At 58.9% G+C, this 21,750-nt stretch carries 24 protein-coding genes and 1 other RNA gene; 13 read left to right on the top strand and 12 right to left on the bottom strand.

What is annotated here, in order from left to right:
- Positions 1 to 107 precede the first annotated feature (107 nt).
- Genes DU29_RS0112740 through DU29_RS0112725 form a run of 4 tightly spaced genes read right to left on the bottom strand, consistent with a single transcriptional unit; the run spans position 108 to position 2,954 of the window.
- Positions 108 to 845, bottom strand: a complete 738-nt coding sequence (locus DU29_RS0112740) for an amino acid ABC transporter ATP-binding protein (RefSeq protein WP_028622057.1) — start codon at positions 843 to 845, stop codon at positions 108 to 110.
- Positions 832 to 1,482 carry an amino acid ABC transporter permease gene (locus tag DU29_RS0112735; RefSeq protein ID WP_028622056.1) on the bottom strand — a complete coding sequence of 217 codons (651 nt, stop codon included), beginning with the start codon at positions 1,480 to 1,482 and terminating at the stop codon, positions 832 to 834. Before DU29_RS0112735 ends, DU29_RS0112740 begins: the two co-directional genes overlap by 14 nt.
- Positions 1,479 to 2,147 carry an amino acid ABC transporter permease gene (locus DU29_RS0112730; RefSeq protein ID WP_028622055.1) on the bottom strand — a complete coding sequence of 223 codons (669 nt, stop codon included), beginning with the start codon at positions 2,145 to 2,147 and terminating at the stop codon, positions 1,479 to 1,481. Before DU29_RS0112730 ends, DU29_RS0112735 begins: the two co-directional genes overlap by 4 nt.
- Before the next feature lie 21 nt (positions 2,148 to 2,168).
- Positions 2,169 to 2,954, bottom strand: coding sequence for a transporter substrate-binding domain-containing protein (locus tag DU29_RS0112725; protein ID WP_028622054.1), 786 nt, complete (start codon positions 2,952 to 2,954; stop codon positions 2,169 to 2,171).
- Between the two features lie 320 nt (positions 2,955 to 3,274).
- On the opposite strand from DU29_RS0112725, the gene trxA reads away from it, so the two are divergent.
- From trxA to DU29_RS0112700, 5 genes are all read left to right on the top strand, one after another.
- Complete coding sequence (gene trxA, locus DU29_RS0112720; RefSeq protein WP_003177349.1) at positions 3,275 to 3,604, top strand: thioredoxin TrxA; 330 nt, start codon at positions 3,275 to 3,277, stop codon at positions 3,602 to 3,604.
- Between the two features lie 248 nt (positions 3,605 to 3,852).
- Entirely contained in the window at positions 3,853 to 5,112 is a 1,260-nt protein-coding gene (rho, locus tag DU29_RS0112715; protein ID WP_007942421.1) for a transcription termination factor Rho, read from the top strand.
- 248 nt (positions 5,113 to 5,360) lie between these two features.
- On the top strand, positions 5,361 to 6,827 hold the full coding sequence (ubiD, locus tag DU29_RS0112710) for a 4-hydroxy-3-polyprenylbenzoate decarboxylase (RefSeq protein ID WP_028622053.1): 1,467 nt from the start codon (positions 5,361 to 5,363) through the stop codon (positions 6,825 to 6,827).
- Positions 6,827 to 7,795 (top strand): CDP-6-deoxy-delta-3,4-glucoseen reductase, encoded by a 969-nt coding sequence (locus DU29_RS0112705; protein ID WP_028622052.1) that lies wholly within the window; start codon positions 6,827 to 6,829, stop codon positions 7,793 to 7,795. The genes ubiD and DU29_RS0112705 overlap by 1 nt, the downstream gene beginning before the upstream one ends.
- Positions 7,796 to 8,113: 318 nt before the next feature.
- Positions 8,114 to 8,782 carry a gamma-glutamylcyclotransferase gene (locus DU29_RS0112700; RefSeq protein WP_028622051.1) on the top strand — a complete coding sequence of 223 codons (669 nt, stop codon included), beginning with the start codon at positions 8,114 to 8,116 and terminating at the stop codon, positions 8,780 to 8,782.
- On the opposite strand, the gene glpT is transcribed toward DU29_RS0112700, so the two are convergent.
- The 3 genes from glpT to DU29_RS0112685 all read right to left on the bottom strand — a co-directional run bounded on the left by glpT (position 8,758) and on the right by DU29_RS0112685 (position 12,380).
- Complete coding sequence (gene glpT / locus DU29_RS0112695) at positions 8,758 to 10,107, bottom strand: glycerol-3-phosphate transporter (RefSeq protein ID WP_028622050.1); 1,350 nt, start codon at positions 10,105 to 10,107, stop codon at positions 8,758 to 8,760. The two genes, DU29_RS0112700 and glpT, sit on opposite strands and share 25 nt — an antisense overlap.
- 631 nt (positions 10,108 to 10,738) lie before the next feature.
- Positions 10,739 to 11,239 carry a hypothetical protein gene (locus DU29_RS01000000129845; protein WP_050483104.1) on the bottom strand — a complete coding sequence of 167 codons (501 nt, stop codon included), beginning with the start codon at positions 11,237 to 11,239 and terminating at the stop codon, positions 10,739 to 10,741.
- Between the two features lie 163 nt (positions 11,240 to 11,402).
- Positions 11,403 to 12,380 (bottom strand): NADPH:quinone oxidoreductase family protein, encoded by a 978-nt coding sequence (locus tag DU29_RS0112685; protein ID WP_028622049.1) that lies wholly within the window; start codon positions 12,378 to 12,380, stop codon positions 11,403 to 11,405.
- 150 nt (positions 12,381 to 12,530) lie between these two features.
- On the opposite strand from DU29_RS0112685, the gene DU29_RS0112680 reads away from it, so the two are divergent.
- Positions 12,531 to 12,938, top strand: coding sequence for a flagellar basal body-associated protein FliL (locus tag DU29_RS0112680; RefSeq protein ID WP_028622048.1), 408 nt, complete (start codon positions 12,531 to 12,533; stop codon positions 12,936 to 12,938).
- A gap of 116 nt (positions 12,939 to 13,054) precedes the next feature.
- Here DU29_RS0112680 and DU29_RS0112675 read toward each other — a convergent pair whose 3' ends face one another.
- Positions 13,055 to 13,504: an EVE domain-containing protein gene (locus tag DU29_RS0112675; protein ID WP_028622047.1), complete on the bottom strand. Its 450-nt coding sequence runs from the start codon at positions 13,502 to 13,504 to the stop codon at positions 13,055 to 13,057.
- A gap of 195 nt (positions 13,505 to 13,699) precedes the next feature.
- Between DU29_RS0112675 and DU29_RS1000000132985 the strand changes: the two genes are divergently transcribed.
- Complete coding sequence (locus DU29_RS1000000132985; protein ID WP_152635543.1) at positions 13,700 to 13,852, top strand: hypothetical protein; 153 nt, start codon at positions 13,700 to 13,702, stop codon at positions 13,850 to 13,852.
- A 34-nt stretch (positions 13,853 to 13,886) separates the two neighbouring features.
- Here DU29_RS1000000132985 and DU29_RS0112665 read toward each other — a convergent pair whose 3' ends face one another.
- From DU29_RS0112665 to DU29_RS0112655, 4 genes are all read right to left on the bottom strand, one after another.
- Positions 13,887 to 14,492 carry a 5-formyltetrahydrofolate cyclo-ligase gene (locus DU29_RS0112665; RefSeq protein ID WP_028622046.1) on the bottom strand — a complete coding sequence of 202 codons (606 nt, stop codon included), beginning with the start codon at positions 14,490 to 14,492 and terminating at the stop codon, positions 13,887 to 13,889.
- An 85-nt stretch (positions 14,493 to 14,577) separates the two neighbouring features.
- Positions 14,578 to 14,756, bottom strand: a non-coding RNA gene (gene ssrS, locus DU29_RS1000000131420) — 6S RNA.
- 30 nt (positions 14,757 to 14,786) lie between these two features.
- A complete protein-coding gene (locus tag DU29_RS0112660) occupies positions 14,787 to 15,104 on the bottom strand; it encodes a cell division protein ZapA (protein ID WP_028622045.1) in 318 nt (105 codons plus the stop codon).
- Positions 15,101 to 15,310, bottom strand: a complete 210-nt coding sequence (locus DU29_RS0112655) for a TIGR02449 family protein (protein WP_028622044.1) — start codon at positions 15,308 to 15,310, stop codon at positions 15,101 to 15,103. Before DU29_RS0112655 ends, DU29_RS0112660 begins: the two co-directional genes overlap by 4 nt.
- 207 nt (positions 15,311 to 15,517) lie before the next feature.
- Here DU29_RS0112655 and DU29_RS0112650 point away from each other — a divergent pair, with 207 nt between their 5' ends.
- From DU29_RS0112650 to DU29_RS01000000129840, 6 genes are all read left to right on the top strand, one after another.
- Complete coding sequence (locus tag DU29_RS0112650; protein ID WP_028622043.1) at positions 15,518 to 16,072, top strand: YecA/YgfB family protein; 555 nt, start codon at positions 15,518 to 15,520, stop codon at positions 16,070 to 16,072.
- 27 nt (positions 16,073 to 16,099) lie between these two features.
- Entirely contained in the window at positions 16,100 to 17,434 is a 1,335-nt protein-coding gene (gene pepP / locus DU29_RS0112645) for a Xaa-Pro aminopeptidase (protein ID WP_028622042.1), read from the top strand.
- Positions 17,431 to 18,618 (top strand): 2-octaprenyl-6-methoxyphenyl hydroxylase, encoded by a 1,188-nt coding sequence (gene ubiH / locus DU29_RS0112640; RefSeq protein ID WP_028622041.1) that lies wholly within the window; start codon positions 17,431 to 17,433, stop codon positions 18,616 to 18,618. Before pepP ends, ubiH begins: the two co-directional genes overlap by 4 nt.
- A 58-nt stretch (positions 18,619 to 18,676) precedes the next feature.
- Positions 18,677 to 19,894 carry a 2-octaprenyl-3-methyl-6-methoxy-1,4-benzoquinol hydroxylase gene (locus tag DU29_RS0112635; RefSeq protein ID WP_177326956.1) on the top strand — a complete coding sequence of 406 codons (1,218 nt, stop codon included), beginning with the start codon at positions 18,677 to 18,679 and terminating at the stop codon, positions 19,892 to 19,894.
- A 249-nt stretch (positions 19,895 to 20,143) separates the two neighbouring features.
- Positions 20,144 to 21,148 carry an extracellular solute-binding protein gene (locus DU29_RS0112630; protein WP_028622039.1) on the top strand — a complete coding sequence of 335 codons (1,005 nt, stop codon included), beginning with the start codon at positions 20,144 to 20,146 and terminating at the stop codon, positions 21,146 to 21,148.
- 142 nt (positions 21,149 to 21,290) lie between these two features.
- A partial coding sequence (locus tag DU29_RS01000000129840; RefSeq protein ID WP_033050461.1) for an iron ABC transporter permease occupies positions 21,291 to 21,750 on the top strand: 460 nt, incomplete at its 3' end.

Here is a 21,750-nt window from a genome sequence, read left to right as displayed (position 1 = left end):
GAGGGAGCTTGCTCCCGCTGGGCTGCGAAGCAGGCCCTCTTTTGAGGTGCTCCGCGCCCCAGCGGGAGCAAGCTCCCTCGCCACAAAAAGCTCCAGGCCATTGCGGGTTAAGCGCCGGCCTCAACCGTCCCAATAAAATTCGCCAGCTCCGCCGTCTGCGGCCGCGCGAACAGCACCTTCGGGTCACCCACTTCATGTACCTTGCCCTGATGCATGAACACCAACTTGTCGCCAACCTCCCGCGCAAAGCGCATTTCGTGGGTCACCATAATCAGTGTCACGCCTTCCTTCGCCAGTTGGCGCACCACACTCAGCACCTCGTTGACCAGTTCCGGGTCCAGCGCCGAGGTGATCTCATCGCACAGCAACACCTTCGGCGACATCGCCAGCGCGCGGGCAATCGCCACGCGCTGTTGCTGCCCACCAGAGAGCCGATCGGGGAAAGCATCAAATTTCTCCCCCAGCCCCACACGTTCAAGCATTTCTCTCGCCAGTTCTGCAGCCCGGGCCTTGGGCACTTTCTGTACCACCTGTGGCGCGAGCATCACGTTTTCACCCACGGTCAGGTGTGGGAACAGATTGAATTGCTGGAACACCATCCCGACTTTCTGGCGCAAGGTGCGCAGGTCGGCGCGGGCGGCATCGAGGTATTCGCCGTCGACTTCGATCACGCCATCGTTGATCGATTCCAGACCGTTGAGTGTGCGCAACAAGGTGGATTTGCCCGAGCCACTGCGGCCGATGATCGCCACGACCTGACCTTCCTCGACACTCAGGTCGATGCCTTTGAGCACATGGTGATCGCCGTAGTACTTATGCAGGGCGGAAATTCTAAGCAGGGGCATGCAGTCTCCTTTCCAGGTAGCGCGCACTGAGCGACAAGGGGTAGCAAAGCAGGAAGTAGCCGAGGGCAACGAGGCCGTAGACCATGAACGGTTCAAAAGTCGCGTTGGCGAGCATGCTGCCGGTCTTGGTCAGCTCGGTGAAACCGATAATTGAAGTGACGGCGGTGCCTTTGACCACTTGCACCGAAAAGCCCACGGTCGGTGCCACGGCGATGCGCAAGGCTTGCGGCAGGATCACGTAGCGCAGTTGCTCCAGCGGATTGAGCGCCAGGCTCGACGACGCTTCCCACTGGCCGTGCGGGATCGACTCGACGCAGCCGCGCCAGATCTCCGCCAGATAAGCGCTGGTAAACAGCGTCAGGGCAACCGCCGCTGCCATCCACGGCGAAATTTCTATGCCGGCCAACGCCACGCCGAAGAACACCAGAAACAACTGCATCAGCAACGGCGTGCCCTGAAACAGTTCGATGTAGGTTCGGGCGACGTTGCGCGGCAAGGCTTTTTGCGAAATGCGCATTACCATGATCAGCAAGCCGATCAGCCCGCCGCCGATAAACGCCACCAGCGACAATGCCAGCGTCCACTGCAGGCCCGTGAGCAGGTTGCGCAGGACGTCCCAGAACGTGAAATCGCTCATTGGCTGCTCCGGGCGATGTAACGACGGCCGATCCAGTTCAGCAACTGGCGGATCATCAGCGCCATGCACAAATAGACCAGCGTGGTCAGGGCGTAGGTTTCAAACGCGCGAAAGTTGCGCGACTGAATGAAGTTGGCCGCGAAGCTCAGCTCTTCCGTGGCGATCTGCGAGCAGACCGCCGAGCCGAGCATGACGATGATGATCTGGCTGCTCAACGCCGGCCACACTTTGCCCAGCGCCGGCAACAGGACCACGTGGCGGAAGGTTTCAAGGCGAGTCATCGCCAGCGCGGCAGCCGCTTCGAGCTGACCGCGCGGGATCGCTTGAACGCCCGCGCGAATGATTTCGGTCGAGTACGCGCCGAGGTTGATCACCATCGCCAGCACTGCAGCCTGCCATTCGGAAATCTGCACGCCCAGGGACGGTAACCCGAAGAAGATGAAAAACAACTGCACCAGGAACGGCGTGTTGCGGATCAGCTCGACATAGACCCCGAAGATCGCCGCAAACGGTCGAATGTTCCACGCTCGCACCAGCGCACCGACAATGCCCAGGCCCACGCCAAATACTGCGCCGATGGCCGTCAGTTCAAGGGTGAACAGCGCACCGCGCAGAAGCAGATCGGTGTTCTGTACCACCGGTAGAAAATCGAACTGATAAGCCATGGTCTCCCTCCCTCCCGGCGCTCACAAATCCGCCGGCAGCGGCTCTTTCAGCCAGGTTTGCGAGTTCTTCTCCAGTGCGCCGTCGGTCTTGGCGGTGGCGAGGATCTGGTTGACCTTGCCCAACAGCGCCGGCTCGTTTTTATTCACGCCGACGTAAACAGGTGAGTCCTTGAGCTTCACTTTCAGCGCTGGCACGCGCTTTGGATTTTTCTCGGTGATCGCCACCATCACCACGTTGCCGCTGGCGATCAGGTCGACCTGACCGGCGATATAGGCGGCGATGGTCGAGTTGTTGTCTTCGAAGCGCTTGATGGTCGCGCCTTCGGGCGCCACTTTGCTTAGCTCGATGTCTTCGATGGAGCCGCGGGTTACGCTGATGGTTTTGCCTTTGAGGTCATCGAGGCTTTTGATATTGGCATCTGGCGGGCCGAATACCGCGAGGTAGAACGGGGCGTAGGCGCTGGAGAAATCGATGACTTTCTCGCGTTCGGCATTTTTGCCCAGGCTGGATATCACCAGATCGACCTTGCCGGTGGTCAGGAACGGGATGCGGTTGGTGCTGTTGACCGGGGTCAGTTCGAGTTTGACCTTGAGTTGGTCGGCCAGCAGCTTGGCCGTGTCGATATCGAGGCCGCGTGGCTTCATGTCCGGGCCGACCGAGCCGAACGGCGGGAAATCCTGCGGCACCGCGACTTTGAGCACGCCGCGCTTGACCACATCCTCCAGACCATCGGCGTGAGCGGGCGCCTGGCTCAGCATCAGGCTGGCGAACAGGGTGGCGAGGAGGGCGCTGTAGCGCTGGGTCATGGCGGAACTCCGAATCGGCTGATAATTGATGTCTGCGATTCGATAGAGCACGGGCTGTGCCAACAGCGGTTTTACCTGCTCCGAGCTGCAGTTTTACTGGGCTTGCGCGCGAATTGCGCGCGAATACCGTTCAGGAAAATCGAAGAGGGGCGTGCACCCTGATAGTGCATCGTCCTGCAAGCCGTCCCGGCTGTGCGCAAATTGAGCTATACCCAAACTCATCCGCCACCATAGCGAGACTCAATCATCTGCGGCTTCCTGAACCGGGGAAGGGCGGCTATGATGGGCCACGTTTTTTTGCTTACAACCTGGAGACTTCCATGAGCAGCGATCTTATCAAACACGTTAGCGACGCTAGCTTCGAGGCCGATGTACTCAAGGCCGAAGGCGCTGTACTGGTCGACTACTGGGCTGAATGGTGCGGCCCTTGCAAAATGATCGCTCCTGTCCTGGACGAGATTGCCGAGACTTACAAAGGCAAGCTGACCATTGCCAAACTGAACATCGACGAAAATCAGGAAACCCCGGCCAAGCACGGCGTGCGTGGTATCCCGACGTTGATGCTGTTCAAGAATGGCAACGTTGAAGCGACCAAGGTCGGCGCACTGTCGAAGTCGCAACTGGCTGCTTTCCTCGACGCCAACATCTAAGCGTTGACGTAAAGTGTCCGAAAAAAGGCCCCGCATATTGCGGGGCTTTTTCGTTATCCAGGGCTAGACGCTCCGAAACTCAGGTGGTACATTCGGCCCCGCACTGGTTTCTCCAATGCCCCCTGCTAGCCGTCGCCGACGCACTCCTTTTCGAATTAGTTCGCGATCCTGTCGCCTTCTCTGCGGCGCGGCCTCATTAAGCCAAAAGCTTAATTTCCCCCCTCCATAAATGATTACGTCATTCCTATATGAATCTGACTGAACTCAAGCAAAAGCCGATTACCGAACTGCTCGAATTGGCCGAACAGATGGGCATAGAAAATATGGCCCGTTCGCGCAAGCAGGACGTGATTTTCTCCCTGCTCAAGAAGCACGCGAAAAGCGGCGAGGAAATCTCCGGTGATGGCGTGCTGGAGATTCTCCAGGACGGCTTCGGCTTCCTCCGCTCCGCTGACGCTTCCTATCTGGCCGGCCCCGATGACATCTACGTCTCGCCGAGCCAGATCCGTCGCTTCAACTTGCGCACCGGTGACACCATCGTTGGCAAGATCCGCCCTCCCAAGGAAGGCGAGCGTTATTTCGCACTGCTCAAGGTCGACACGATCAACTACGATCGTCCCGAGAACGCGAAAAACAAGATTCTCTTCGAGAACCTGACCCCGCTGTTCCCGACCGTGCGCATGAAGATGGAAGCCGGCAACGGTTCCACCGAAGACCTGACCGGTCGTGTCATCGACCTGTGCGCCCCGATCGGCAAAGGCCAGCGCGGTCTGATCGTTGCTCCGCCGAAAGCCGGCAAAACGATCATGCTGCAGAACATTGCTGCAAACATCGCGCGTAACAATCCTGAAGTTCACCTGATCGTTCTGCTGATCGACGAGCGTCCGGAAGAAGTAACCGAAATGCAGCGCACCGTGCGCGGCGAAGTGGTTGCCTCGACGTTCGACGAGCCGCCAACCCGCCACGTGCAGGTTGCCGAAATGGTGATCGAGAAGGCCAAGCGCCTTGTTGAACACAAGAAAGACGTGGTGATCCTGCTCGACTCCATCACCCGTCTGGCTCGCGCCTACAACACCGTGATCCCGAGCTCCGGCAAAGTGCTCACCGGTGGTGTCGATGCCCACGCCCTGGAGAAACCGAAACGTTTCTTCGGTGCTGCGCGGAACATCGAAGAAGGCGGCTCGCTGACCATTATTGCCACCGCGCTGGTTGAAACCGGCTCGAAGATGGACGAAGTGATCTACGAGGAATTCAAAGGCACCGGCAACATGGAGCTGCCTCTGGATCGCCGCATCGCTGAAAAACGCGTCTTCCCGGCCATCAACATCAACCGTTCAGGCACTCGCCGCGAAGAGTTGCTGACCGCCGACGACGAGTTGCAACGCATGTGGATCCTGCGCAAGCTGCTGCACCCGATGGATGAAATCGCCGCCATCGAGTTCCTGGTCGACAAACTGAAGACGACCAAGACCAACGACGAGTTCTTCTTGTCGATGAAGCGCAAGTAATACGCCGTACGCTTCAAAAAAAGCGTCCCTGATGGGGCGCTTTTTTTTGCATGAAAATCGATGGCTCCAGTAACAACTTTCACGCAATGCGATCATCTGTCAGGCATCGGCAGCGCCCGATAGACCCCGCTGTTTGCCCCGGTACTGCTGGGGACAAATCGCAATTGATCACTGCTGCGCTCTGACAGGCTGCTGTTTGGTCGTCAGAGCAGGTAGGATGTACGCCTATTTTCGGGGTGGCATCTTCAATGAAATTCAAGGACCTTCGGGATTTCGTGCAGCAACTGGAGCAGCGCGGAGAGTTGAAACGCATCCAGATTCCCGTGTCTCCAGTGCTGGAGATGACGGAAGTCTGCGACCGCACGCTGCGCGCCAAAGGCCCGGCACTGCTGTTCGAAAACCCGACCGGCTATGACATTCCGGTGCTCGGCAACCTGTTTGGCACCCCCGAGCGAGTGGCCATGGGAATGGGCGCCGAAGCGGTCAGCGAGCTGCGTGAAATCGGCAAACTGCTGGCATTCCTCAAGGAGCCCGAGCCGCCGAAAGGGTTGAAGGACGCCTGGTCGAAGCTGCCGATCTTCCGCAAGATCATCGCCATGGCGCCAAAAGTGGTCAAAGACGCGGTCTGCCAGGAAGTGGTCATCGAAGGCGACGACGTCGACCTGGCGATGCTGCCGGTGCAGACCTGCTGGCCCGGCGACGTCGGTCCGCTGATCACCTGGGGCCTGACCGTCACCAAAGGTCCGAACAAGGATCGCCAGAACCTCGGCATCTATCGCCAGCAAGTAATCGGCCGCAACAAGGTCATCATGCGTTGGTTGAGCCACCGTGGTGGCGCGCTGGATTTCCGTGAGTGGTGCGAGAAGCATCCAGGCCAGCCGTTTCCGGTGTCCGTTGCACTTGGCGCCGACCCGGCAACAATTCTCGGCGCCGTCACGCCGGTGCCGGACAGCCTCTCCGAATACGCCTTCGCCGGCTTGCTGCGGGGCAATCGCACCGAGCTGGTGAAATGCCGCGGCAACGACCTGCAAGTGCCGGCCACTGCCGAGATCATCCTCGAAGGCGTGATCCATCCGGGCGAGATGGCCGACGAAGGTCCGTACGGAGACCATACCGGTTACTACAACGAAGTTGACAGCTTCCCGGTGTTCACCGTCGAGCGCATCACTCACCGGATCAAGCCGATCTACCACAGCACTTACACCGGCCGTCCGCCGGATGAGCCGGCAATTCTCGGCGTGGCTTTGAACGAAGTGTTCGTGCCGATCCTGCAGAAGCAGTTCCCGGAAATCACCGACTTCTACTTGCCTCCAGAAGGTTGCTCGTACCGCATGGCCATCGTGACCATGAAAAAGTCGTATCCCGGCCATGCCAAGCGGGTAATGCTGGGTGTCTGGTCGTTTTTGCGACAGTTCATGTACACCAAGTTCGTTATTGTCACTGACGACGATATCAACGCGCGGGACTGGAATGACGTGGTGTGGGCGATCACTACGCGCATGGACCCCAAACGCGACACGGTGATGATCGACAACACGCCGATCGACTACCTCGACTTCGCCTCGCCTGTGTCCGGTCTGGGCTCGAAAATGGGCCTGGATGCCACGCATAAATGGCCGGGCGAAACCACGCGCGAATGGGGCCGGGTCATCGTCAAGGACGAAGCCGTTACCCGTCGGATCGATGACATCTGGAATCAGTTAGGAATAGATTGATGCGCGTAACCTTGCAGCCCTCCGGTGCAGTGCTTGAAATCGAACCGGGCGAGCGGATTCTCGATGGCGCACGCCGTCTGGGCTACGACTGCCCGCTAAGCTGCCGCAACGGCAATTGCCATGTGTGCGCGGCGCTGCTGGTCGAAGGGCGGGTCGAGCAGTCCGGCACTGTGCGCGACCATGGCGAGTTCTACACGTGCATCGCAGAGCCACTGGAAGATTGCATCGTGCTGTGGGATGGCGTGCTCTCACTGGGAGAGTTGCCGGTGCGCGGCCTGTCGTGTCAGGTCATTGAGTGCAGAGACGTCGGTGGCGACACGTTCCGTGTGCATCTGCGAGCCCCGGCCGGCAAGCCGCCGCGTTATCACGCCGGCCAGTACCTGATGATCGAACGAGAGAATGGCGAGAAGTCTGCCTTCTCCCTCGCCTCGGCACCGCACTCGGGGCGCGATCTGGAGATTCATGTGCTGGCGCGCGAAAGCAGTGCGCTGAACCTGATCGAACAGCTCCAGCGCAATTCATTGGTGCGCATCGAGATGCCTTTCGGCGATACCCACCTGGCGGAATTGCCAGACGGTCCTCTGGTGCTGATTGCAGCAGGAACCGGCATGGGCCAGGTCCACGGCCTGATCGAACATTGCCGCGCTGCAGGCTTCAAGCATCCGGTGCACTTGTACTGGGGCGTGCGCCGTCCTGAGGATTTCTACGAGATCGAACATTGGGACGAATGGCTGAAGTTGCCCAATCTGTTCCTGCACAAAGTCGTCAGTGACCAATGCGGCTGGCAAGGGCGTTGCGGGATGTTGCACCAGGCAGTGTGCGAGGATTTCCCTGACCTGAAAGCGTTGCATGTCTACGCCAGTGGTTCCCCGGCGATGGTCTACGGCACGCTGGACGCGCTGGTCGACGCGGGGATGGATGCCCATCAGATGCGCGCTGATGTTTTTGCGTATGCGCCTCGCTCTTGAGCCTCGCTCTTGATTCTAGATCCCTGTGGGAGCGAGCCTGCTCGCGATGGACTCGAGAGCGACGCAGTTATCCTGACTTCCCGCGTAATCGTTGACGATCATCGCGAGCAAGCTTGCTCCTACAGGCATATAACTCCCCATATAGCCGATCGGTATTTATAGAATATTATAAATACCGGTAGGTTATATCTCTCTCAGGCATTAATTAAATAACTGTGCCATGGCACTTAAATTGCCTGAAACATATGTGCCTTATTGTTTCAGCGGTGCGTTCTATTAAGTAATTCATTATTCGCGGGGAGCTGAACGCTAATCGCCATGAGCGCTATTGAATCGTCTTTGTTGAATCTGGCTTACCCTCCGCGGCTCGATCTGGGGCCGCAGCTTACGCACGAACAATTGCTCGGTTCCATGCAGTCGACCATGGCTCGCCACAAAGGTGGGCCGGTCTGGCTCTTCGCATACGGCTCACTGATCTGGCGTCCTGAATGCGCGGCTGTAGAGCGGATGCGCGGACGGGTGCATGGCTACCATCGCGGTTTGTACCTGTGGTCCCACGAACATCGCGGCACGCCGGAAGTGCCGGGGCTTGTCTTTGGTCTGGATCGCGGCGGCTCATGCAGCGGGTTCGCTTATCGCCTGCCTGAAGAACAACTCGACGCATCGCTTTACGCACTGTGGCAACGCGAAATGCCGTTCCCGTCTTATCGTCCACACTGGCTCAACTGCCGTCTCGAAGATGGCAGCCAGGTTCAGGCGTTGGGATTTGTCCTGGAGCGGCATCTGCCCAGCTATGCCGGCAACCTGCCGGATCATGTTCTGAGTCACGTATTCGAAAACGCTTGCGGGCGTTACGGCACCACTCGCGATTATGTCGAGCAGACCGCCAACGCCCTGCGTATCCACGCCATGCCAGACCGGAATCTGGAGGCGCGGCTCAAGCGCTGCAAATCACAGGTCGATCAGGCAACCGCTTCCCGGCTCTGACTGGCGACTTGCTTGTGCCACAGGGTTGGCGCAAGAAACGCCATCGCCAGCAGACACGCCCCGATCAGCAGCACGAAACCGCCATCCCAGCCGAAGTGGTCCACGGTGTAGCCCATGGCCGCACTGGCCGCGACCGATCCGCCCAGATAACCGAACAGGCCCGTGAAACCCGCAGCAGTGCCGGCGGCTTTCTTCGGCGCCAGTTCCAGTGCCTGCAAACCGATCAGCATCACCGGGCCGTAGATCAGGAAGCCGATCGAAACCAGTGCGATCATGTCGACCGTCGGGTTGCCGGCCGGGTTGAGCCAGTAGACCAGCGTTGCCACGGTCACAAGCGCCATGAACACCATGCCGGTCAGGCCACGGTTGCCGCGGAAGATCTTGTCCGACATCCAGCCGCACAGCAGCGTCCCCGGAATACCCGCCCACTCGTAGAAAAAGTACGCCCACGAGGTTTTGTCGACGGTGAAGCCCTTGGCTTCCTTGAGGTACGTCGGTGCCCAGTCCAGCACGCCGTAGCGCAGCAGATAGACGAAGACGTTGGCAAGGGCGATGTACCAGAGCATTTTGTTGCGCAGCACGTATTTGACGAAGATTTCCTTGGCGCTGAATTCTTCTTCGTGACTGGCGTCGTAGCCTTCCGGGTAATCGTTCTTGTACTTCTCGATCGGCGGCAGGCCGACCGATTGTGGCGTGTCGCGCATGGTCACGAAGGCAAACACCGCCACCACCATTGCTACGGCCGCAGGCACATAAAACGCCGCGTGCCAGTCATTGAACAGGCCCATGCCGAGTAGAAACAACGGACCGATCAGGCCACCGCCAACGTTATGCGCCACGTTCCACAATGACACCACGCCGCCGCGTTCCTTCTGCGACCACCAGTGAACCATGGTCCGCCCACTCGGTGGCCAGCCCATGCCCTGCGCCCAGCCGTTGATAAACAGCAGGATGAACATGATGGTCACGCTGGACGTCGCCCAGGGCGCGAAGCCGAATATGAACATCACACCGGCCGAAACCAGCAATCCGAACGGCAGGAAGAATCGCGGGTTGGAGCGGTCGGACACGATGCCCATCAGGAACTTGGACAAGCCGTAGGCAATCGCGATAGCCGACAGCGCCAGGCCCAGCTCGCCGCGGGTGTATCCCTCTTCGATCAGGTACGGCATGGCCAGCGAGAAGTTTTTGCGCAGCAGGTAATAGCCGGCGTAGCCAATGAATATCCCGGCGAAAATCTGCCAGCGAAGGCGTCGGTAGGTGTTGTCTATTTTTTCTTCAGGCAGAGGAGCCTGATGTGCGGCAGGTCGAAAGAAAGCAAACATTCAGAAGCTCCAGATTTCTTGTTATGGCTGCGGATGCGAATGTTACAGTTTCGTTACCGAAAATAGCACTGGTTCGCATCGACCAAACAGCGGAAATTATGGAGATTGCATGTTCCTTTGTGAACATGTCGCTAAGGCCTAAATGGAGGGCGTTGTGGGAAAGGTCACATGGCAGACTTTGATGGCGGTGTGGATATCCGGAATTGCTTGAGTCGCCGTGAAATCCCGATCAAAGCGATCCGTAGCAGCCGGACGCAGGCTGCGCCAGCTGCTACGGACCTTAGACCCGCCTGCTTATTTGGCAGGTACAATAACGTTGCCAGCCGTGCGCGCCCGAGATCATCGGATTGATTACTTGCCGCTTCGTTCAGCGAATGCTCCTGCGACACGTAGCCATGATGAGAGGAGGTACCGGCCGTTGTCAGGGAGTGCCTGTACAGTCCCGTATCCAGATATGTAAGACTTCTGCCCGAGGAAGTGCGCCGAATTATTTAGTGGCCAGCGAGCAAGAGCGGCTTGGACTTCATGTTGAAGTATCAACTGCTGAAGTCAATGATCTGGCAAATTATATTGCACCTTTGTATTAGTTTATTATTCTGGGGGGGCTCCCATTCAAAGTTAACTTGAAAAGTTAGTTAGGGTTTTTAACCCGAATAGTAGCCGACGCCTGAGGATCACCTCCAAATTTGTCAAAGGTAAAGGTTGCAGTAATAACACCATCGCTGCCTACGGGCACACCGATCCAGCCGCCATTTCCGAATGGATACCATCCACCATCCTGCTTTAAATTGTCACCGGAACTGGTTTTCCAAATTTGACCATTTGGATCTCCGCTGAAACTGAATGTAAGATTGGCCTTGTCGCCGCCCCCTTGTCCATCCATTCTCCGTATGCGGTATTCACTCGAATAGCAATAAAAAAGCCCTACGCTCCACCAGTACTTAATCTTGAGGTCCCCGATAAAACTCCCCGTGGAGGCACTCAAGGTTGTTGCTGTTGACTTGTCAGAAAGCTCTTTTTCAATCTTGTCTCGCTCTTCAGGTGTTAAGTTTACGAGAATATTCGTCTTTGAGACGTCTTCGGCATTTTTTTCAGGTTGCAGAGATTCTTTTGGAATTACTTGCCTGTTCATGTTTAAACCTCGTAGTCCTGTTCAAGGGGCGGAGAATACTTTTTACATTGCCGTATTCTCATGTGAACACTAGCGATGGAAAGACATTCTGCGCACCTGTCATAAATAACAGGCCCGACAAGCGGTAACTCTGTGCTGCAAAGTGCAACACAGAGTTGTTTCTTTATTTAATCTCCACCACCACTTTCCCGACAGCCTTGCGCTGCCCAAGATCATTGATCGCCTGCGCCGCTTCGCTCAGCGGATACACCTGCGACACCAGTGGTTTCAACTTGCCCTCAGCGAACCAGCCAAACAACTGCTGGAAATTCGCCGCGTTGTCCTGCGGCTGGCGCTGGGCGAAGGAGCCCCAGAAGACGCCGATCACCGCTGCGCCTTTGAGCAGGGCGAGATTCACTGGCAGTTCCGGGATGCGTCCGCTGGCGAAGCCGACCACCAGCAAGCGGCCGTTCCAGGCGATGGCGCGAATGGCTTGGTCAAAGAGGTCGCCGCCGACCGGGTCGTAAATTACGTCAGCGCCTTGGCCGTCGGTCAGGCGTTTGATTTCGTCCTTGAGGTTGGTTTCGCTGTAGTTGATCAGTTCATCGGCACCGGCTGCCTTGGCCACGGCGAGTTTCTCGGCGCTGCTGGCGGCGGCGATCACGCGGGCGCCCATGGCTTTGCCGATTTCCACCGCAGCCAGGCCGACACCACCGGATGCGCCGAGCACCAGCAGGGTCTCGCCGGGTTGCAGATTGCCGCGTTGCTTGAGCGCGTGCATCGACGTGCCGTAAGTCATGCTGAAAGCGGCGGCGGTGTTGAAGTCCATCGAGGGTGGAATCGGCAGCACGTTGTAACCGGGCACGGCGACTTGCTCGGCAAAACTGCCCCAGCCGGTCAGGGCCATGACTCGATCACCGACTTTGAGGTGACTGACTTTCTCGCCCACGGCGCTGACTACGCCCGCTGCTTCGCCACCCGGGGAAAACGGGAAGGGCGGCTTGAACTGGTATTTGCCCTCAATGATCAGCGTGTCCGGGAAATTCACCCCGGCGGCGTGCACGTCCAGCAGGATTTCGTTCTTCTTCGCGACAGGACTGGCGACGTCTTCCAGCACCAGCGATTCGGCAGGGCCGAAGGCTTTGCACAGCACGGCTTTCATCAGGGCTATTCCTTTGGGAGTGATGGCCGATAAGTGTAGGTGTGTGAGTCAACGGGTCAACGAGCATGCCCCGCCCTGATAGTCAGCCATAAGCTTGTGCTTGCGTGTCGGGTGGTTATGCTAGGCCGCAAACCGGATAAGGAGCGAATTGTGAAAGCGTGGATCATGTTGTTGCTGGCCCTGTCTCTGCCCGTGGCAGCAGTGGCTGAAGAAGCCAAGGAAGGAGAGACGCCGAAGGTGAATTACATCACCTTGAGCCCGCCGTTCGTGGGCAATTACGGGCTGGACGGTACGTCGAAGCTCAAAGTCTACAAGGCTGACGTGGCGTTGCGGGTGACCGGCGAGGAGTCGACCAAACTGGTCAAGGCCAACGAGCCGTTGATTCGTAATCAGCTGGTGGCGTTGTTTGCACAGCAGACCACTGAGGCCATGAATAATGTTGAAGCCAAGGAGAAGCTGCGGCAGGAAGCACTGAAGCAGACTCAGCAGATCATGAGCGATGAGACGGGTAAGCCGGTCGTTGAGGATTTGTTGTTTAACAACCTGATCATCCAGTAATGCTGGATTTGTAGGAGCCGGCTTGCTGGCGATAGCGATCTCAGAATCGCCATCGCCAGCAAGCCGGCTCCTACAGACCGTATTTCAGATCTTCCATCGCAGCAAGCCGGCCGAGATCAGCGCAGCGCAATCACCGCCGCCCATTGCTCATCGGTAACAGGCATCACCGACAACCTCGATCCCTTCTTCACCAGCGGCATCTCCGCCAGGGCTGTCTGCTGCTTCAAATAATCCAGCTTCAGCACCTTCGCAAACGTCTTCACATGAGCGACATCAATCGCGCTCCAGGCGTTTTTTTCTGCGGTGGCCTTGGGATCGTAATAATGACTCTCGGGCTCCAACGCCGTCGGGTCTGAATAAGCCGTCTTCGCAATTTTGCCGATACCGGCAATCCCCGGCTCCGGGCAGCTGGAGTGATAGAAAAAAAACTCGTCACCCACCGCCATCGCCCGCAGGAAGTTGCGCGCCTGGTAGTTTCGCACGCCGTCCCAGCGCGCATTGCCGAGCTTCTCCAGATCGGCGATCGAGAACTCGTCCGGCTCCGATTTCATCAGCCAATAGGCCATGGTTTTTGCTCCTTGCGAGTCAAGTGGGCAAGTTGTCGGGCAATTTTATGACAAACCGACAGTCGGTTGACGCCAAAGTTTGCGTGTCGGTTCACGTTGCCGCAGAATGCCGGCCTTCTAAGCTTGACGCTGCTGCACGGCCTAAAACGGAAACCGCTGCTGTCATCGTGTTGATATGCCTTTGGGGGGCAATCGATGAAACGCAAACCGGATTTACTATGGATATTGGTTATTTTGTTCGGTCTCGGCGTCGTAACCACCGGTTATGCCCAAAGCTTATGGTCCAGCAAGACCGAGGCGCCGCTGGAAATCGCCCAGCAACACCAGTCGTCGGCGCTCAAACGCTGAGATCATTTTCCAACGCCGCTGATTCCAGTGGCGTCTACCCTGCGAAATACCACGCCTTGTCCGTCACCGTTCCTTGCAACGGCACGTCCCAGCTCGCTTGAGCCAATCGTTCGACCTTCTGACATTCATGGGCCAGCCCCAGCAGCGTCGGCTTGCGCCAGTTTTTTCGTCGCGCCAGGTAGGCCAGGCTTCGATCATAGAAACCACCGCCCATGCCCAGGCGCCCGCCGACATCGTCAAACCCTACCAGCGGCAACAGCACCAGATCGAGCGCCCAGACTTTACGTTGGCGGGCCAGGTTATGCCCAGGCTCCAGGATCCGGAAGCGATTGGGTTTGAGTTTTTCGCCAGGGCGAACGCGCTGGAAGACCATTTTGGTCCGCGGCCATGCGCTGAGCACCGGCAGGTACGTCGCCTTGCCGCGGCGCTGAGCGGCACGCAGCAGGATGCGCGGGTCGATCTCGCCGTCAGTCGGCAGGTACAGGGCAATGTGTTTGGCGCGCCGGAACAATGGCTGATGAGCCAATTGCTGGTACAACCCGCGGGCGGCCTGACGCTGCTGATGGGGTGTCAGTGCGCGGCGGGCCTTGCGCAGCATGCGTCGAAGTTGCGGGCAGGGTAGCAGCGCAGGTTCGGTCATGGATTCGGCTTCGGCAGGACGGGCACGGAAACCGTACCCATAAAAAAGCCGATGCCGGTAATAAAACCGGCATCGGACTGGAATCAGGCTCCCCGGAAGAACCGCTGCTGACTTAGCCCTTGAACCCGAAAGTTCAAGGTGGAAGATGCAGTAGGCTTTAAGGCTTTCCGTCTAGCGGACATGCACACCAGCCCAACGTGCAGCCTCCAGGGTAGTGCGAATCGGCTCAGGGACGTGGTCAACTGGCAAGCACCCCAGGGAGTGCTGCGAGTATAACCCAAGCGGCTAGGCGAATCAGCCCTTGCTGACGTCCGGATCGGTGGCGAGCACCAGATCGACGCGGTCCAGCAGGTCGCGAACCTGCTCGCGGGTCGAGCTGTTGGCCTGCACATCCGGGCGTTCTGCCTTGTGCAGAAGATCGTGAGTGATGTTCAACGCGGCCATCACAGCAATACGATCGGCGCCGATGACTTTGCCGCTGCTGCGGATCTCACGCATCTTGCCGTCGAGGTAACGGGCAGCGCTCACCAGATTGCTGCGTTCTTCCTGGGGGCAGATGATCGAATATTCTTTGTCGAGAATCTGCACGGTAACGCTATTGCTTGAACTCATGAGTCTTGCTCCAGGGCCTTGAGGCGCGAAATCATCGATTCGACCTTACGCCGGGCGATTTCATTTTTTTCAATGAGGTGAGCGCGTTCCTCGCGCCAGGTTTTTTCCTGAGCTAATAGGAGTCCGTTTTGACCCTTAAGTTGCTCGACCCGATTAATTAGCAGTTCGAGTCTGGCCATCAGCGCTTGCAGGTCGGTGTCTTCCATTGTCTTCACTGTCTGATGGTTATTGAATTGCAGGAGCGGGCCTGGACCGGGCGGCGTTCGGACGAACATCCCGGGAACGCCGCAGTGTGTCAGGTTTCCGGCGGTATCGTTGGCGACCATGCCGAGCAGGCTCGCTCCTACAGAGGAGTCGATGTAGGATACAAGGCCTCCATTCTAGACATAGCGCCGTCTGGCGCCTAGCTGCCCATGCCCATTCAGAATTCCCCGTACCAAGCCTTCGCCACATTGCTGAGCACCAGCGGTCATCCTGTCTCGCCTGCCGAGCTGCACGGTCTGCTGCTAGGCCGCAGTTGCGCCGGTGCCGGTTTCGAAGCCGACAGCTGGCTGGCGGATGCCGCCGAACTGCTCGAAGGCGAGCCACAAGACAACGTTCGCAGTGCCTTGATCGGTCTGCAAGAGATGGTCAAAGGTGAACTGACCAGCGACGACATGACCGTCGTGCTGCTGTTGCCGACCGATGACGCGCCGTTGACCGAGCGCGCCGTCGCACTGGGTCAGTGGTGCCAGGGCTTTCTCACCGGTTTCGGCCTGACTCGCCGCGAGTACGCGCTGACCGACGAGGCCAAGGAAGTCTTGCAGGACCTGGCGGCGATATCCCAGGTGCAGGACGCGCTGGAAGAATCCGACGACGGTGAAAGCGATTACATGGAAGTCATGGAGTACCTGCGCGTCGCGCCGCTGCTGCTGTTCACCGAGACCAAGAAAACCGACGAAGCAGCCGCGAAACCGTCGTTGCATTAACTGCGAGCCAGGAAAAGCCATCTGCCCATGATTCATATCCCGAAATCGGAATACGGCCGTCGCCGCAAGGCGCTCATGGCGCAGATGGTACCTAACAGCATTGCCATTCTGCCCGCCGCCGCGGTCGCCATCCGCAATCGCGACGTCGAGCACGTTTACCGTCAGGACAGCGATTTCCAGTACCTCAGCGGTTTCCCCGAGCCGCAAGCCGTCATCGTCCTGATGCCCGGTCGCGAACACGGCGAATACATACTGTTCTGCCGTGAGCGCAATGCCGAGCGGGAATTGTGGGACGGTCTGCGTGCCGGCCAGGAAGGCGCCATCAGCGAGTACGGGGCCGACGATGCGTTTCCCATTACCGATCTCGACGACATCCTGCCGGGCCTGATCGAAGGGCGCGACCGGGTGTATTCGGCGATGGGCAGCAACCCTGAATTCGACCGGCACCTGATGGACTGGATCAACGTGATCCGCTCCAAAGCGCACCTCGGCGCCCAGCCGCCCAACGAATTTGTCGCGCTGGATCATCTGCTGCACGACATGCGCCTGTATAAATCGGCAGCAGAAGTGAAAGTGATGCGCGAAGCCGCACGGATTTCCGCCCAGGCGCACATTCGCGCCATGCAGGCCAGCCGCGCCGGACTGTATGAGTTCAGCCTTGAGGCCGAGCTGGATTACGAATTTCGCAAAGGCGGGGCAAAGATGCCCGCGTATGGCTCAATCGTCGCCGCCGGGCGCAACAGTTGCATCCTGCATTACCAGCAGAACGATGCAGTGCTCAAGGACGGCGACCTGGTATTGATCGACGCCGGCTGCGAAATCGATTGTTACGCCAGTGACATCACCCGCACCTGGCCAGTCAACGGCAAGTTTTCAGCTGAACAGAAGGCGATTTACGAACTGGTGTTGGCTTCTCAGGAAGCCGCACTCGCCGAAATTGCCCCGAACAACCACTGGAATCAGGCGCACGAAGCCACCGTCCAGGTGATCACTGCCGGGCTGGTGAAACTGGGCTTGTTGCAAGGTGATGTTGACGAGTTGATCGCCAGCGAAGCCTATAAAGCGTTTTACATGCACCGCGCCGGTCACTGGCTGGGCATGGACGTGCACGATGTCGGCGAGTACAAGGTCGGTGGCGAGTGGCGTGTGCTGGAAGTCGGTATGGCGCTGACCGTGGAGCCGGGCATTTATATCGCTGCTAACAATCAAACTGTGGCAAAGAAATGGCGCGGCATTGGCGTGCGCATCGAGGACGACGTGGTGGTGACTAAAACCGGCTGTGAAATCCTGACCCATGGCGTGCCGAAAACGGTCGCCGAGATCGAGGCCTTGATGGCTGCGGCGCGGGCGCCAGCGGCATGAGTCGAGTCAATCTGGCAATCATCGGCGGCGGTCTGGTCGGGGCGAGCCTGGCGCTGGCCTTGCAGGCGGGGGTCAAGGCCCGCGGCTGGAGCATTGTCCTGATCGAGCCGTTCGCGCCGGGCGATACCTACCAGCCGAGCTACGACGCCCGTTCTTCGGCGTTGTCCTACGGCGCCCGGCAAATTTATCAGCGGCTGGGCGTTTGGCAGGAAATCTCCCGCCGGGCTGAGCCGATCAAACAGATCCATGTGTCCGACCGTGGGCGTTTTTCCACCGCGCGGCTGTCGGCGATGGAAGAGGGCGTACCGGCCTTGGGCTATGTGGTGGAAAACGCCTGGCTTGGCCAGTGCCTGTGGCGAGGCCTGGACAAGGATGTTGTGACTTGGCGCTGCCCCGCCGAAGTGACCCGCATGGAGCCACTGGCCGACGGCTACCGCCTGACCCTGAATGACGAAACCACGCTGGAATGCGATCTCGCGGTGCTCGCCGATGGCGGCCGTTCAGGCTTGCGCGAGCAGATGGGGGTCGGCATCAAAAAGCGCCCGTACAACCAGAGCGCGCTGATCGCCAACATCACCCCGAGCGAAGCGCACAACGGCGTGGCGTTCGAGCGGTTTACCGACGATGGTCCGATGGCGTTGCTGCCGTTGCCGGAAAACCGCTGCGCGTTGGTGTGGACCCGTCAGGGCATGGACGCGCAACGCCTGTCCGCACTGGATGAGCGCAGTTTCCTCAATGAGTTGCAGGGCGTGTTTGGTTATCGCCTCGGCACGCTGAAACAGGTCGGCGCGCGGCATCTGTATCCGCTGTCATTGATCGAGGCCGAAGAGCAGGTGCGTCCGCATCTGGCGATCCTCGGTAACGCCGCCCACAGCCTGCACCCGATCGCCGGCCAGGGTTTCAATCTGTCGCTGCGCGATGCTCAGGCGTTGGCCGATGCACTGCTCGCCAGCGCGACGCCCCCCGGCGATTTTGCAACGCTGCAAGCCTATCGCGAGCGTCAACGGCTGGATCAGAACCTCACCGTGGGTTTCTCCGATCAGGTCACCCGTCTGTTCGGTAGTACCCAGCCATTGGTGTCGCTGGGGCGCAATCTCGGTCTGCTCGGGCTTGATCTGCTGCCACCGGCCAAACGCTGGTTTGCCCGTCAGGCCATGGGGCTGGGTACGCGTCCCGATGTTTGATTCAAATAATTTTTTTCAGCGGCTTACGCCGCAAGCGAGACAGGCTTAAAGCATGGACATGCGCGCAGATCTGCTGATTGTCGGGGCCGGAATGGTCGGTAGTGCCCTGGCGTTGGCGTTGCAGGACAGCGGGCTGGAAGTCCTGTTGCTGGACGGCAGCCCGATGAGCGTCAAACCTTTCGATGGCCAGGCACCGTTTGAGCCGCGAGTGAGCGCGTTGTCTTCCGCGAGCCAGCGGATACTTGAGCGGCTAGGCGTGTGGGACGGCATTGCCGCCCGACGCAGCAGTCCATATACCGACATGCATGTCTGGGACGGCAGCGGCACCGGGCAGATTCACTTTTCGGCGGCCAGCGTGCACGCCGAGGTGCTCGGGCATATCGTCGAGAATCGCGTGGTTCAGGATGCCTTGCTCGACCGTTTACACGAGTGCGACCTGGGCATGCTGGCCAATGCGCGCCTGGAGCAGATGCGCCGTTCCGGCGATGACTGGCTGTTGACCCTGGCCGATGGCCGCACATTGCGTGCGCCGCTGGTGATCGCCGCTGACGGCGCCAATTCGGCGGTCCGGCGGCTGACCGGCGTGGCGACTCGCGAATGGGATTATCTGCACCATGCGATCGTCACCAGTGTGCGATGCGCCAATCCTCATCAGATGACCGCGTGGCAGCGGTTTACCGACAGCGGTCCGTTGGCGTTTCTGCCGCTGGAGCGTGACGGTCAGCAGGATTGGTGTTCGATCGTCTGGTCGACCACACCGAATGAAGCTGAACGCCTGATGGCCCTGAATGACGCAGCTTTTTGTCTGGAGCTGGAGCGCGCCTTTGAAGGACGGCTGGGGACGGTGCTCAGCGCTGATCCGCGTTTGTGCGTGCCGCTGCGCCAGCGTCATGCCAAGCGTTATGTAGCTGAGGGCTTGGCGCTGATCGGCGACGCTGCGCATACCATCCATCCACTGGCGGGTCAGGGCGTGAACCTCGGTTTCCTCGACGCTGCCGTGCTGGCTGAGGTGCTGTCGCAAGCCGTGGCGCGAGGTGAGCGTTTGGCGGACGTGAAAGTTCTGAGCCGCTACGAACGTCGACGCATGCCGCACAATCTGGCGTTGATGGCGGCAATGGAGGGTTTCGAGCGGTTGTTTCAGGCTGATCCGCTGCCGGTGCGCTGGCTGCGCAATGCCGGGTTGAAGATCGTCGACGGGCTGCCCGAGGCCAAGGCGCTGTTTGTGCGTGAGGCGCTGGGGTTGATTGGGGATTTGCCGGCGCTGGCCAAGGCTTGAAGCGGGCAGAACTCTGTGGTGAGGGGATTTATCCCCGTAATCTGAACGCGACCCTGTAACGGCGGTCGAGGTAATCAGGCACTGATGGTGATAAACGACTGCTACGCAGCCGAACGGGGATAAATCCCCTCGCCACAGGTCGGCCACTGTCTGTGCAACATCTGGTAACGCCTCCGGCAACTGACCGATTGAGAAGCTAAATGTGAGTCTTTATCATTTACCCTCAATTTCAAACGAGAGACCGCCCCCATGTCGGCACCGAAGCGCCTACTGACCGCACTGGCCCTGTCCCTGATCAGCAGCACTGCAGCCCAGGCCGCCGACGAAGTGGTGGTCTACTCCTCGCGCATCGACGAACTGATCAAACCGGTTTTCGATGCCTACACCGCCAAGACCGGTGTTCAGGTGAAATTCATCACCGACAAGGAAGCGCCGCTGATGCAGCGCATCAAAGCCGAGGGCGAGAATGCCACTGCCGACCTGTTATTGACGGTCGATGCCGGTAACCTCTGGCAGGCTGAGCAGATGGGTATCCTGCAACCGTTCACCTCGAAAACCATCGACGCCAATATTCCACTGCAATACCGCTCGTCCACTCACGCCTGGACCGGCCTGAGCCTGCGCGCGCGGACCATCGCCTATTCCACGACGCGAGTGAAGCCAGGCGAGCTGACCACTTACGAAGCTCTGGCTGACAAGAACTGGGAAGGCCGCTTGTGCCTGCGCACCGCCAAGAAGGTTTATAACCAGTCCCTGACTGCCACCATGATCGAAGTGCACGGCGCCGACAAAACCGAGAAAATTCTCAAGGGCTGGGTGAACAACCTGTCGACCGATGTTTTCTCGGATGACGTTGCAGTGCTGGAGGCTATCAACGCTGGCCAGTGCGACGTCGGCATCGTCAATACTTATTACTACGGTCGCCTGCACAAGCAGAAGCCAGATCTGGCGGTGAAACTGTTCTGGCCGAATCAGGCGGATCGCGGCGTGCACGTAAACCTCTCAGGCATCGGCCTGACCAAGCACGCGCCGCACCCGGAAGCAGCCAAGGCATTGGTCGAGTGGATGACCACGCCTGAGGCACAGAAGATCTTTGCCGACGTGAACCAGGAATTCCCAGCCAACCCAGCGGTGCAACCTTCTGCAGAAGTGGCGAGTTGGGGCAAGTTTGTTGCCGATACCCTGCCTGTGGAAATTGCCGGCAAGCGTCAGGCTGAAGCGATTCGGATGATGGATCGGGCTGGCTGGAACTAAAGCTCAGGAGATCGCAGCCTCGTTTCACTCGACAGCTCCTACAGCGGGATGGCGTACCCCTGTAGGAGCTGTCGAGTGAAACGAGGCTGCGATCTTTTTGCATTTTCCCTACACTCCACGATTTATCCGCGAGAGCCCTTTCTTGGCCCACCCCGCCCAACGCCGCTGGTATCCCCTGGTCTTCGCCATCGCCGCGCTGGTCCTGCTGCCATTAAGCGTCTTGCTGTTGTCATGGCAAACCATCGATCAACAAATCTGGTCCCACCTGTGGGACACGCAAATGCCACGGCTGCTGGGCAACACGTTGACGCTGGTATTCGGCGTCGGCATTGGCGTAACGCTGCTGGGCGTGAGCCTGGCCTGGCTCACCAGCCTCTGTGAATTCCCCGGCAGAAAATGGCTCGATTGGGCGCTGATGCTGCCGTTCGCCATTCCCGCCTATGTGCTGGCGTTCGTTTTCGTCGGCCTGCTGGACTTCGCCGGCCCCGTGCAAACCCTCATGCGCGAAGGGTTCGGCACCGGCCTCAGATTGCCTCGTGTGCGCTCCACCGGCGGTGTGATTATTGTTCTGGTGCTGGTCTTTTATCCCTATGTTTATCTGC

It is taken from the genome of Pseudomonas sp. Ant30-3 (assembly GCF_000690905.1).
Classification (GTDB): domain Bacteria; phylum Pseudomonadota; class Gammaproteobacteria; order Pseudomonadales; family Pseudomonadaceae; genus Aquipseudomonas.
This window is presented reverse-complemented; position numbering and strand designations above follow the sequence as displayed.

Excerpts from the sequence above, each read along its gene's own strand:
- DU29_RS0112685 (WP_028622049.1), bottom strand. The coding sequence starts at position 12,380 with ATGAAAGCCGTGCTGTGCAAAGCCTTCGGCCCTGCCGAATCGCTGGTG.
- DU29_RS0112735 (WP_028622056.1), bottom strand. The coding sequence starts at position 1,482 with ATGAGCGATTTCACGTTCTGGGACGTCCTGCGCAACCTGCTCACGGGC.
- DU29_RS0112700 (WP_028622051.1), top strand. The coding sequence starts at position 8,114 with ATGAGCGCTATTGAATCGTCTTTGTTGAATCTGGCTTACCCTCCGCGG.
- DU29_RS0112740 (WP_028622057.1), bottom strand. The coding sequence starts at position 845 with ATGCCCCTGCTTAGAATTTCCGCCCTGCATAAGTACTACGGCGATCAC.
- trxA (WP_003177349.1), top strand. The coding sequence starts at position 3,275 with ATGAGCAGCGATCTTATCAAACACGTTAGCGACGCTAGCTTCGAGGCC.
- DU29_RS1000000132985 (WP_152635543.1), top strand. The coding sequence starts at position 13,700 with ATGAAACGCAAACCGGATTTACTATGGATATTGGTTATTTTGTTCGGT.
- glpT (WP_028622050.1), bottom strand. The coding sequence starts at position 10,107 with ATGTTTGCTTTCTTTCGACCTGCCGCACATCAGGCTCCTCTGCCTGAA.
- DU29_RS0112630 (WP_028622039.1), top strand. The coding sequence starts at position 20,144 with ATGTCGGCACCGAAGCGCCTACTGACCGCACTGGCCCTGTCCCTGATC.
- DU29_RS0112730 (WP_028622055.1), bottom strand. The coding sequence starts at position 2,147 with ATGGCTTATCAGTTCGATTTTCTACCGGTGGTACAGAACACCGATCTG.
- DU29_RS0112665 (WP_028622046.1), bottom strand. The coding sequence starts at position 14,492 with ATGACCGAACCTGCGCTGCTACCCTGCCCGCAACTTCGACGCATGCTG.
- pepP (WP_028622042.1), top strand. The coding sequence starts at position 16,100 with ATGATTCATATCCCGAAATCGGAATACGGCCGTCGCCGCAAGGCGCTC.
- DU29_RS0112655 (WP_028622044.1), bottom strand. The coding sequence starts at position 15,310 with ATGGAAGACACCGACCTGCAAGCGCTGATGGCCAGACTCGAACTGCTA.
- DU29_RS0112635 (WP_177326956.1), top strand. The coding sequence starts at position 18,677 with ATGCGCGCAGATCTGCTGATTGTCGGGGCCGGAATGGTCGGTAGTGCC.
- ubiD (WP_028622053.1), top strand. The coding sequence starts at position 5,361 with ATGAAATTCAAGGACCTTCGGGATTTCGTGCAGCAACTGGAGCAGCGC.
- ubiH (WP_028622041.1), top strand. The coding sequence starts at position 17,431 with ATGAGTCGAGTCAATCTGGCAATCATCGGCGGCGGTCTGGTCGGGGCG.
- DU29_RS0112650 (WP_028622043.1), top strand. The coding sequence starts at position 15,518 with ATGCCCATTCAGAATTCCCCGTACCAAGCCTTCGCCACATTGCTGAGC.
- DU29_RS0112705 (WP_028622052.1), top strand. The coding sequence starts at position 6,827 with ATGCGCGTAACCTTGCAGCCCTCCGGTGCAGTGCTTGAAATCGAACCG.
- DU29_RS0112675 (WP_028622047.1), bottom strand. The coding sequence starts at position 13,504 with ATGGCCTATTGGCTGATGAAATCGGAGCCGGACGAGTTCTCGATCGCC.
- rho (WP_007942421.1), top strand. The coding sequence starts at position 3,853 with ATGAATCTGACTGAACTCAAGCAAAAGCCGATTACCGAACTGCTCGAA.
- DU29_RS01000000129845 (WP_050483104.1), bottom strand. The coding sequence starts at position 11,239 with ATGAACAGGCAAGTAATTCCAAAAGAATCTCTGCAACCTGAAAAAAAT.
- DU29_RS0112660 (WP_028622045.1), bottom strand. The coding sequence starts at position 15,104 with ATGAGTTCAAGCAATAGCGTTACCGTGCAGATTCTCGACAAAGAATAT.
- DU29_RS0112725 (WP_028622054.1), bottom strand. The coding sequence starts at position 2,954 with ATGACCCAGCGCTACAGCGCCCTCCTCGCCACCCTGTTCGCCAGCCTG.